Origin of the sequence: Shewanella sp. 11B5 (genome assembly GCF_002836795.1) — a bacterium.
GTDB lineage: Bacteria > Pseudomonadota > Gammaproteobacteria > Enterobacterales > Shewanellaceae > Shewanella > Shewanella frigidimarina.
Genome location: NZ_PJAP01000304.1, coordinates 1 through 7247, shown reverse-complemented (window position 1 = coordinate 7247; position 7247 = coordinate 1). Strand labels below are relative to the sequence as shown.

7 protein-coding genes are annotated in these 7247 nt (G+C 41.9%); all 7 read right to left on the bottom strand.

Annotation, left to right across the window (positions count from 1 at the left end; genetic code table 11):
* Nucleotides 1–73: 73 nt before the first annotated feature.
* A complete protein-coding gene (locus tag CXF78_RS06060; protein WP_102036267.1) occupies nt 74–2563 on the bottom strand; it encodes a S9 family peptidase in 2490 nt (829 codons plus the stop codon).
* 128 nt (nt 2564–2691) lie between these two features.
* Nucleotides 2692–3261, bottom strand: a complete 570-nt coding sequence (locus CXF78_RS06055; protein ID WP_011638741.1) for an aminodeoxychorismate/anthranilate synthase component II — start codon at nt 3259–3261, stop codon at nt 2692–2694.
* Nucleotides 3262–3372: 111 nt separating this feature from the next.
* A complete protein-coding gene (locus CXF78_RS06050; RefSeq protein WP_102036266.1) occupies nt 3373–3828 on the bottom strand; it encodes a ClpXP protease specificity-enhancing factor in 456 nt (151 codons plus the stop codon).
* Nucleotides 3828–4457, bottom strand: coding sequence for a stringent starvation protein SspA (gene sspA / locus CXF78_RS06045; protein ID WP_011638743.1), 630 nt, complete (start codon nt 4455–4457; stop codon nt 3828–3830). Before sspA ends, CXF78_RS06050 begins: the two co-directional genes overlap by 1 nt.
* A 95-nt stretch (nt 4458–4552) precedes the next feature.
* Complete coding sequence (locus CXF78_RS06040; protein ID WP_102036265.1) at nt 4553–5287, bottom strand: cytochrome c1; 735 nt, start codon at nt 5285–5287, stop codon at nt 4553–4555.
* On the bottom strand, nt 5287–6501 hold the full coding sequence (locus CXF78_RS06035; protein WP_011638745.1) for a cytochrome b: 1215 nt from the start codon (nt 6499–6501) through the stop codon (nt 5287–5289). The genes CXF78_RS06040 and CXF78_RS06035 overlap by 1 nt, the downstream gene beginning before the upstream one ends.
* Complete coding sequence (gene petA / locus CXF78_RS06030; RefSeq protein ID WP_011638746.1) at nt 6501–7091, bottom strand: ubiquinol-cytochrome c reductase iron-sulfur subunit; 591 nt, start codon at nt 7089–7091, stop codon at nt 6501–6503. Before petA ends, CXF78_RS06035 begins: the two co-directional genes overlap by 1 nt.
* Between the last annotated feature and the right edge of the window lie 156 nt (nt 7092–7247).

The window sequence follows — 7247 nt, the reverse complement described above, 5'->3', positions numbered from 1 at the left end:
TAATCATAAAAATTAAGGCTTCTCAAAGGAAGCCTTAATAGATATTTATTTGTTTTTTTGAACTCAGAGCCGATTACTTCAATTCTTGTTCAAACAGTTTATAAATACGACGATACTGATCTAACCAACTTGAAGGTTGCTTAAATCCATGCGGTTCGACAGGATAGATTGCGGTTTCAAACATCGGCTTTTCTAATTCAATAAGCCGTTGCACCATGCGCACACTGTCTTGGAAAAAAACATTGTCATCTAACACACCACTCATGATCAATAGTGGTTTCTGTAACCCCTGAGCATGCTCTATTGGTGAGCTACGCTCATAAGCGATAGGATCGACGTCAGGCGTATTTAAAATATTAGAGGTATAAGGTGCATTATAATGTGCCCAATCAGCTACAGGGCGCAATGCGGCTCCTGCTTGGAACAACTCAGGCTCATTGAATAACGCCATAAAGGTAAGGAAACCACCGTACGAACCACCATAAGTGCCCACACGCTGTGCATCCACGTTAGCATTACTTGCCATCCATGCTACACCATCTTTTAAATCTTCAACTTCAGGATGCCCCATGTTGCGATACACAGCGGTTCGCCAATCACGGCCATAACCTTTTGAACCACGGTAATCCATGTCCATCACTACATAACCTTGTTGGGTTAGGAGGTTATGGAACATGAACTCACGAAAATACCCCGAGAAACCATAATGAGCATTTTGTAAATATCCAGCACCATGGTTAAACACTACAGCAGGATATTTGTCTGCTTGGGTAGCATCATAACCTTGAGGCAAATAAACCCGCGCATAAATGTTTCCCGCCCCATGGCTTGAAGGAACCGTCACTATCTGCGGTGTTTGCCAAGGATATAGTGTAAATTCAGGGCTAGTATAATGCGTTAATTGGCTCATTTTTCCGCCAATAGGTTGAATGTACAGTTCATCAGGGTGAACAGCAGATGAAGCCGTTAGTAACAATGATTGCCCTTCAGGGCTCAAAGTGTAATCTAATGTGCCCAGCCACTGAGTCAGTTGCTCTGTTTTACCTGTGGCAATCTCAACACGGTAAACATTGTAGCTACCTGGATGGTCTTTATTAGCACGATAATAAAGGTGTTTTGCGTCGGGTGATAACGTCACATTATCAACCACAAATTTGCCATTGGTAAGAGCGACTACTTTGCCAGCTGCCGTTTTAGTATAGAGCTGAGAAAAACCAGACTCTTCAGATAAGTAGTACATGCTATTGGTACCGTTTATCCAGCCAAATTGATTAAAATTATAGTTTACCCAAGCATCGTCATGTAACCGATGTTCGGTTGTTAGTTTGCCTTTTTGAAGATCGACACTGGCGATCCAGCGATCTTTGTTGTCAACTGCTTCCAGCATCACTAATAATTTATCATCAGACTCATGCCACTGAATTGCGCTTTGGCTCCACTCCCAATCTTGCATTAACTGGACTAAACGCGGAGCATTTTCACTTTTATAGCTTTTGCCTTGGGCCTTAGCATTTTCAGTTTTGACACTCGCCAATACGTCTTGATCAAAACCAGTTAGACCTTCGATGGTAATGTCTTTTTTATTGTGTTCAATAAGGTCGAGTAGCACTAAACGTTGACCTGGAAAAGCGTCTTCTGCAACACGTGAACGTGCTGGCACAGGATCGACATAACCTTCTTGGCCCAAATAATTCGGCATAATGTCGTGTTCTGCACGCCAATCATAATTTTTGTCCGTTAAGGCCAATATCACATAACGTCCATCAGGCGACAGGCTCATTTCTGAAACCACTTCAGCATCTCCTAAATACCAAGGTTTAGCTGAAAAAGTAGGATCGGCTTTAGCCAATGAATCTCGGTATTCATCACGTGTGACACTGTTGTCATGTTCCATGGCAACATATTGAATAAGTCTATGCTGTTGCTTAGCAATAAAGCTGCTTGGCTGTTGCGTCGTTTTAGGTTCGTTTTCCATTTGGATTGCGGCAATTTGTTCTACTAGGCCGCTAGACTGGTGCACTCGGAAAATATTATTACCTTGCCAGAATGCAAGGTCGCCACCATTTAAAAAACGTACGCCATTAATTGCATCGTTTTGACGGGTAAATTGCTTTATTTCACCGTTTGATAAATCTTTTACAAATACGTTACCTTGATAAATATAGGCTTTTTGAGTCTTGGCCTGATCGAAGACACCATTACGTTGATCGGCAAGGTGCAACTGATTAAGTGCAAGCTTGTTTGCCTCGGACTGTCCAATAGCTTGTTGATAAAAATCACGGACCGGAGATTGATGTGCTTGGCGACTGAAATATACCGATTGACTGTCATCGCTCCAATAAGCTCCTTGAGCAAATATTCCCATCCAATCTGGATTGGCCATAATTTGATTAAGTGTCAACGGTTGCTGGGCTTTTGGAGGCTGTGCTAATGGCACGGTCAACGTTGTTGCACTCGGCGCTGCGATAACCATTGTATCGTCATGTTTGGCCGTGGCAGCACAACCACTTATCATTGCCAAAGAAAGTGCGCTCACCGCAAAGTTTCGCATAAAGCTTGTCATGGTTATCCCTTTTATTATTTTAAGCGCTATTTATAGCACAAATAGACGCGAGAATTTAGCCAGATTAGTTGCAGAAGTTGTAACAGAATACGTGATAATGAACCCGAAGATATAAATTCGAAAACGCTTTATAAATACAAAAAGTTATCCAAAAGTTCATGGCCTTGCTGAGTCAAAATAGATTCAGGATGAAACTGGACGCTGTAAATACGTAACGCGTCATGGCTCATCGCCATAATTTCACGGCCATAAATTGGGTCATCAAACCACGCATCCAGACTAAAGCCATGAGGTACATGGTTAATCAACAATGAATGATAACGAGTAACCTGCAGAGGTAATGCTAATTGACGGAATAATCCCTGTTGATTATGTTCAATCAAGCTGGTTTTACCGTGCATAACACGTTTGGCACGCACAACATCAACACCAAACACTTGTGCGATAGCTTGATGTCCTAAACACACACCAAGAATAGGAATTTTACCGGCAAAATGTTTAATAGCTGCAAGTGAAATACCCGCTTCATTAGGAGTGCATGGACCAGGAGAAATAATCAAATGTGTAGGTGCTAAAGCTTCAATTTGTTCAATGCTGATTTCATCATTACGTTTAACCAGTATCTCTTGCCCCAGAGCTTGGAAGTACTGAACTAAGTTAAACGTAAAAGAATCATAATTATCAATCATCAACAACATTATGGGTTCCAGTTGCGCTATAAATGTTTGTAGCACATCAATTTTAGCTTAAAAAAAACCAGCCTTGCGACTGGTTTTATGTAATGTTAACTAACCGCTATTTCACCACAGTTAAATGGTTTTTACGCTTAGTTTATCATCAGGCTTTGTCGATTTAGACGATGGTGGCAATGTCGAAGTGTCATCAACAGATTTCATTGATGGCGGTACAGATGATAACTCATCATGTTCACCTTCGATCATATATGCATCTTCCATATCAAACACCGTGCCAGCACCGTTTTCACGAGCGTAAATGGCCACGATCGATGCCATAGGCAAAAACACATTTTGTGGTACACCACCAAAACGTGCATTAAACTCTACAGCATCATTAGACATGTGAAGATTAGCCACCGCTCCGGTTGCAATATTCAAGACTATTTGACCGTCTTTGACAAATTGCTGCGGAACCTGCGTACCGTTAACAAATGCATCCACGACTACGTGTGGCGTCAAATGGTTATCCATCAACCACTCATAGTAAGCACGCAACAAATATGGACGATTAGCTGTTATTGGTTTCATTACATGCCCATGCGCATTTCGCGCTCAGCCTCAGTTAACGATGCCTTAAATGATTCACGTTCAAAAATACGTGTCATGTAAGCACTGATATCTTTCGATGTACGTGGGTCTAAGTGAATGCCTAATACTGGTAGACGCCACAATAATGGGCCTAAGTAACAATCAGATAAACCAAACTCTTCGCTCATGAAGTATGGCATTTCAGCAAATACTGGCGCTAAAGCAATTAAGCTTTCCATTAACTCTTTACGCGCTGCATCAGCCTTTTCACCTTTACGGATACGCTCTACAAGCGCATACCAATCGGTGTCGATTCTGTGCATCATTAAACGGCTTTGGCCGCGAGATACCGGATATACAGGCATTAATGGAGGATGTGGAAAACGCTCATCCAAATATTCCATAATAATGCGTGATTCGTACAACACTAGTTCACGATCAACTAAAGTCGGTACAGAGTTGTATGGATTTACTTCAAGTAAATCTTCAGGCATTTCACTTGGGTCTACCTGTAAAACATCAACGGTAACCCCTTTTTCAGCCAATACGATACGTACTTGGTGACTATATAAATCATCGGCACCAGAAAAAAGTGTCATGATAGAGCGCTTGTTGGCAGCAACAGCCATTGATACCCTCCAGAATCTAGAAAAAACAAAACAAACGAGGGGCTAAGCCCCCCGTTTACAAAATGCGGATAATGTATATTAACCGTTATTGATGGCTAGTGCACATCTTTCCAGTATTCTTTCTTCAACAAATAAGCAATGATGAAGAAAATAAACAAGAATCCAAGTACCCACCAACCTAAAGCTTCACGCTCTAACTGAACTGGTTCAGCTGAATAAACTAAGAAACCCGTGATATCACGAACGACTTGGTCGTATTCTTCTGCCGTCAATTTGCCACCTGTGGTAACAAGATTACCATCTTTATCTTTTACAAGAGATGCATTACCAGCTTCATCTTTCGTAACAGTAGCAAGACCTTGTAAGTCTTGTAAAACATGTGGCATACCCACTGATGGGAACACTGTGTTGTTCACACCAAATGGACGAGTCTCATCTGCGTAGAAACCTTTTAGGTATGAAAATACCCAATCAGCACCACGAACACGAGCAACCAACGTTAAATCAGGAGGCGCAGCACCAAACCATTTAGCGGCATCTGGAGTAGGAATAGCGTTTTCCATTAAATCACCGATTTTTGCACCAGTGAACATGTACTTGTTACGCATATCATCGTTAGAGATGCCTAAATCAGTTGCAACACGCTCGTAGCGTTGGTATTGAGTGCTGTGACAACCAGAGCAATAGTGTTGGAATGAATCCAAACCACGCTCTAATGACGCTTTATCATGCAAGTCAACGTTAGCACTTTCTAAGTGAACACTATGTCCACTTGCTGCCATTGCGAGAGATGGCAGCAATGTAACTAATGCAATTAATAACTTTTTCATTAGTGTGTCACCCTCGTTGGGACTTCTTTTGTTTTCTCATTCTTACTGTAAACCCATAAGGCTACGAAGAAAGCAAAGTAAGTGAAAGTGAATACACGTGCCGCAATAGTTAGCTCAGGCGTTGCAGGAACTACACCTAAATATCCTAAAATAATGAACGACACAGTAAATTGTGCAATGTTGATCTTGTGGATCATGCTGCGATAGCGAATAGACTTCACTTTACAACGATCAAGCCAAGGCAGTAGGAATAACACTGCAATTGACAGACCCATACCAATAACGCCCACTAATTTATCAGGGATAGCACGTAAAATGGCATAAAAAGGTGTGAAGTACCAAACTGGTGCTATGTGTTCAGGAGTTTTCATTGGGTTAGCCGCTTCAAAGTTTGGCTTTTCAAGGAAATATCCACCGCCTTCAGGCATGAAGAACAACACATAACAGAACACGATTAAGAACCCAGCGACACCCATAATATCTTTTACAGTGTAGTAAGGGTGGAATGGAATACCATCAATAGGCCATCCGTTCTCATCTTTGTTCTTTTTAATTTCAACACCATCAGGGTTATTCGAGCCCACTTCATGTAAGGCGATTAGGTGTAAGAACACCAATACAACCAATACAAGTGGTAGCGCAATAACGTGCAATGCGAAGAAACGGTTTAGTGTTGCACCTGAAATAACGTAATCACCACGGATCCACAATGTTAGGTCATCACCAATAACAGGAATGGCACCAAACAAAGAGATAATCACCTGCGCACCCCAGTAAGACATTTGTCCCCAAGGTAGTAAGTAACCCATAAATGCTTCAGCCATCAGCACAAGGAATATCAACATACCAAACAGCCATAATAGCTCTCTTGGTTTTTGATAAGAACCGTAAATTAACCCACGGAACATGTGCATATAGATGACAAAGAAAAATGCCGATGCACCTGTAGAGTGCATGTAACGTAGCAACCAACCGTAATCAACATCACGCATGATGTACTCAACAGAAGCGAACGCGCCTTCTGCTGTTGGTACATAATTCATGGTTAACCAAATACCAGTTAGTAATTGGTTAACTAAAACTAATAGCGCTAATGAACCAAAGAAATACCAAAAGTTAAAATTCTTTGGTGTCGCATACTGTCCAACATGACGGTTGTATGTAGCCGTCATTGGGATGCGAGCATCAATCCAATCAATAATATTCTTAACCATTACGCCGCTCCTGTATCTACACCGATGATAACGTTGGCATCATCGACATATTTGTGCGGTGGGATCACTAAGTTTAGTGGTGCTGGAACACCCTGGAATACACGACCAGCCATGTCAAATTTAGAACCATGACAAGGACAGAAGAAACCAGAAGTTACACCTTCAACCTGCTCACCGAATGAATCAGGCAGATAAGTTGGTGAACAACCTAAGTGAGTACAGATACCGACTGCAATAAAAAATTCAGGCTTAATAGAACGCGCAGGGTTAGTTGCATATTCTGGTTGCTGCATTTCTTCTGAAGCAGGATCGCGTAATTTGCTGTCTAATGTTTTAAGATTATTTAGCACAGCTTCTGTACGACGAACGACCCAAACCGGTTTTCCGCGCCATTCGACACGAATTAACTGACCTGGTTCTACTTTACTAATATTTACTTCGACCGGCGCACCTGCAGCTTTCGCCTTGGCGCTCGGATTCCATGACTTGATGAAAGGAACCGCTACAGCGACGGCACCAGCACCACCTACTACGGCGGTTGCGGCTGTCAGGAATCTGCGACGTCCGGTATCGACTGGCGCATTGCTCATCCACTTATCTCCCAGAGGGTGTTGGAATTTTTATATTTCAATACTTTAGCGACCATAAATGGTGAAACGCTAAAATCATAGTTTGAGGCGGTGCTCATTATAGCGAAAAATTAGAACCAGATCATAGTGAAAACACACATCTAAGATGAGGATATT

Excerpts from the sequence above, each read along its gene's own strand:
- CXF78_RS06055 (WP_011638741.1), bottom strand. The coding sequence starts at position 3,261 with ATGTTGTTGATGATTGATAATTATGATTCTTTTACGTTTAACTTAGTT.
- CXF78_RS06060 (WP_102036267.1), bottom strand. The coding sequence starts at position 2,563 with ATGACAAGCTTTATGCGAAACTTTGCGGTGAGCGCACTTTCTTTGGCA.
- CXF78_RS06035 (WP_011638745.1), bottom strand. The coding sequence starts at position 6,501 with ATGGTTAAGAATATTATTGATTGGATTGATGCTCGCATCCCAATGACG.
- CXF78_RS06050 (WP_102036266.1), bottom strand. The coding sequence starts at position 3,828 with ATGAAACCAATAACAGCTAATCGTCCATATTTGTTGCGTGCTTACTAT.
- CXF78_RS06040 (WP_102036265.1), bottom strand. The coding sequence starts at position 5,287 with ATGAAAAAGTTATTAATTGCATTAGTTACATTGCTGCCATCTCTCGCA.
- petA (WP_011638746.1), bottom strand. The coding sequence starts at position 7,091 with ATGAGCAATGCGCCAGTCGATACCGGACGTCGCAGATTCCTGACAGCC.
- sspA (WP_011638743.1), bottom strand. The coding sequence starts at position 4,457 with ATGGCTGTTGCTGCCAACAAGCGCTCTATCATGACACTTTTTTCTGGT.